This is a genomic window from Candidatus Proelusimicrobium excrementi, from assembly GCF_937881865.1.
Taxonomy (GTDB): Bacteria; Elusimicrobiota; Elusimicrobia; order Elusimicrobiales; family Elusimicrobiaceae; genus Proelusimicrobium; species Proelusimicrobium excrementi.
The window spans coordinates 1-3662 of sequence record NZ_CALGEO010000044.1 but is presented as its reverse complement, the minus strand read 5'-3'; the positions used below and the strand labels follow the sequence as shown (position 1 = coordinate 3662).

Annotated in this window: 3 protein-coding genes; all 3 read right to left on the bottom strand. The window is 46.9% G+C overall.

Annotation, left to right across the window (positions count from 1 at the left end; genetic code table 11):
- A partial coding sequence (gene rho, locus ACQY26_RS02325) for a transcription termination factor Rho (RefSeq protein ID WP_428047468.1) occupies window positions 1-1071 on the bottom strand: 1071 nt, incomplete at its 3' end.
- 218 nt (window positions 1072-1289) lie between these two features.
- Entirely contained in the window at window positions 1290-1871 is a 582-nt protein-coding gene (coaE, locus tag ACQY26_RS02320; RefSeq protein ID WP_428047467.1) for a dephospho-CoA kinase, read from the bottom strand.
- The coding region (locus ACQY26_RS02315; RefSeq protein WP_428047466.1) for a DNA polymerase at window positions 1871-3662 on the bottom strand (1792 nt) is incomplete at its 5' end. The genes ACQY26_RS02315 and coaE, both read right to left, overlap by 1 nt.

Genomic DNA, 3662 nt, shown 5'->3' with positions numbered 1-3662 from the left:
GATGTCAATCGCCGGAAAGATTCGCTTATCCGCAAGGCTGCGGTCAAGGACAAGCTCCATATTGCCCGTTCCCTTGAACTCTTCAAAAATAACATCGTCCATACGGCTTCCCGTTTCCACAAGAGCGGTGGCGATAATCGTCAGAGAGCCGCCTTCTTCTATGTTCCTAGCCGCGCCGAAAAACCTTTTGGGACGCTGCAGAGAAGTGGCCTCCAAGCCGCCGGTAAGCACGCGGCCGCTGGCCGGAGTTATAGTATTGTAAGCGCGCGCAAGGCGGGTTATTGAATCAAGCAAAATAACGACATCCTTTCCGTTTTCAACGCCGCGTTTGGCCTTTTCAAGAACCATCTCGGCAACCTGTGCGTGGCGTTCGGCGGGTTCGTCAAAAGTTGAAGCGATGACTTCCCCGTTGACGCTGCGGCTCATATCCGTAACTTCTTCCGGGCGTTCGTCAATCAAAAGCACCAAAAGTTCAATGTCTTTATGATTGGCGGTAAGAGAATTTGCAATATTTTTAAGCATTACCGTTTTACCGGTTTTGGGCGGAGCTACGATTAAAGCCCTCTGCCCTTTGCCGATAGGCGCCATTAAATCTATCACTCTTTGCGTAAGATCTTTTTTATCGACTTCAAGCGTAAAGCGGCTGTCCGGGTGCAAAGGAGTAAGGTTTTCAAACAGCGGTCTGCGGTAGACTTTGTCGGCATCTATGTCGTTGACTTTCTGAACCTGCAGCATGGCGAAAAATCTTTCATTGTCTTTAGGCGGGCGTATCAAACCTTCTATTTTATCGCCTTTTCTTAGGCCCAGACGCTTAATCTGAGAAGGAGAAACGTATATGTCTTCCCCTCCGGCGAGGTAATTGTTTTCTTCCGATCTTAAAAAGCCGAAGCCGTCGGGCAGAATTTCCAAAACGCCGCCGCCGTAAACGGAGCCGTTCTGTTTGGCTTGGACGGCTATAATTTTGCCGATAAGCTGCTGTTTCCTTAAGCCGGAAATATCTTCCACGTTATAATTGACGGCAAGCTTCGTAAGTTCGGCCACGCTGAGTTTGGAAAGGGCTCTGGCGTCCATGGGTTTGGAGCCGTTTGCTTTGGGCTGATGAGCGTTCTGCTCCGCCTGATTCCTGGAATAAACGGTTTTGGCCGCCGGCTTTTCAATTGGAGCCGACTGGGCGGAAGTTTTTTCCGCCGCGGCGGTTTCCGCTTGCTGGCTGGCCGTATATCTGCGCGGCGAGGGTTTTTCTTTCGCCGTTTCTTTGGCGGCGGTTTTTACTTCTTTAGTTTCCATAATTACCTCATTGGTTTTTGTTTTAAAATATAAAAAAATCTTTCAATTTTATCTTTAAGTTCTTTTCCGCTTTCGTTATTGTAAATCACGATATCGGCTTTCTGAGCTTTTACCCAAAGCGGAGTTTGTTTTAAATCCCGCGCTTTAAAATCATCCGCTTTAAAGCCTTTGGCCAAAGCGCGGGCAAGACGGATTTTATCATCGGCGTATATGCACAAAGTCAAATCAAAGGAGCTTTCAAGGCCGGCCTCAAAAAGCAAAGGCAAATCAAAAACTATGATTTCCTCTTCCGCGGAATCAATGATTTCCGCGGCTTCTTTCAATATTAAAGGGTGGAGCAGATTTTCCAGCCATTTGCGTTTGACGTCGTCTTTAAAAACGCGGCGGGCTATCTCGGCTCTGTCGCAGGAAGAAAAAGCTTCCCCTATTTTGTCTTTTAAAACTTCAAAATATTTTTTACTTAATTCGTCGGCGCATATCGTAACCGCGCCGAGCTCCTTAAAAATCCCCAGAGCGGTGCTCTTCCCGCCGGAAATGCCGCCGGTCAGACCTATTACGGTCTTGCCTTTCCTTTTAAAATCCATTAAATTACCTTCCCCATTTCGTTCCAGTTGCGGCCGGCTTTGGCTTCCGCCAAAAGCGGTACGCGCAATTTTACGGCGTTTTCCATTTTTTCTTTTACCCAGCGCGCAGTTTCTTTTATACGGCCTTCGGGGACTTCAAAAATCAATTCGTCGTGAACCTGCAAAAGCAGCAGGCAGCCTTCAAGTTCCGGCGCGGCGAAAATATCCGTCATGGCTTTTTTGATAATATCGGAAGATCCCCCCTGAACCACCGTATTTACCGCCGCGCGGTTGGCGAAACTGGTAAGACGGGAAGAAGAAGCTTCAAATTCCGGTATATATCTTACATGGCCGAAAAGCGTTTTTACGTATCCGCTTTTGCGAGCCTGCTCCGCCGTGGCGTTTATCCAATTTTTTACGGTGGCGTATCTTTTAAAATAGGCGTCAATGTAATTTTTGGCGTCGCTCATTGAAATGCCCAAACTCTGAGAAAGGGCCAAAGGCCCCTGCCCGTATACTATACCGAAGTTTATCGCCTTTGCGCCGGAACGCATTTCCTTAGTTACTTCTTCCGGCTTTACGTTAAAAACTTCCGCCGCGGTTTGACGGTGTATATCCGCCGCGGCTTTAAAAGCGTTTATCAGCGCTTCGTCGCCGGATTCATGCGCCAAAACGCGCAAATCTATTTGGGAGTAATCGACGGAAAGCAAAACCTTCCCCTCCTGCGCGACGAAAGCCTGCCTTATCAGGCGGCCCTTTTCGCTTCGGACGGGGATATTTTGCAAGTTCGGGCTGAAGCTTGAAAGCCGCCCGGTTACAGTACCGGTTTGGTTAAAATTAGTATGCACGCGGTGCGTTTCCGGGCCGGCCAAATTTAAAAGGGAATCGACATAAGTGCTTTTAAGTTTAGAACTTTCCCTGTATCTAAGTATTTGCCCGGCAATAGGGTGGATTTTCTTTAAAACTTCCAAAGATTCTTCATCGGTGGAGTAGCCGGTTTTGGTCTTCCGCGCGGAAGGCAGGCCAAGCTGCTCGAAAAGTAAAACACCAAGCTGTTTTGTAGAATTTATATTAACGTCGTAACCGGCGGTTTGGTTGATTTCTTTTTGCTCCGCCTGCATTTCCTTATCAAGAAGAATAGATAAAGTTTTAAGCCAGGCCGTATTTACCATTATGCCGTTATTTTCCATATTTAAAAGTACGCTCATCAGCGGGATTTCCATTTCCGAATATACTTTTAAAGCGTCCTTTTCCTTTAAAAGGCTTTCCAGCTTGTCCTTAAGGCCCCAAATATTTTGAGCGTAAAAAGACATTCTTTCTTTAAGGCCGGCACCCACGCTGAGCATAACGCCCAAGTTGACGGTAAGAGAACCCAAAAGGCTGAACTCGCCGGAGGGATCAAGGCAGTATTTGGCCAAAGCTCCGTCAAAACAATTTATAAATTTGCCGGCTTTGGGATTATATCCCAAAACGCGGAAAGCGTATTTGACGTCATGGCCTATTTTAAGTATTGAATCATCGTCGAAAATATCAAACAAAGCTTCCTCACGCTCAGGGCTTAAAGTCAAAGCGTCGGCAAAAGCCGCACATTGCGCGCTTGAAGCCAAAACCAAAGCGTCTTCTTCTACGTAAACAAAAAGTTCTTTGCCGATTAAAGCGCGCCGCAAGACTTCTTCAAAAGAAGAAAATTTATATTCTTCCTTAATTTCTTTTACCGATGAGGACGGCTGAGGAGTTTCTTCCGAAAAATCAAAAAGCTCACCTTGAACGGGGGCTTTTGTTTCAGCCGGGACCTCCGCTTTAAAAGAGTCT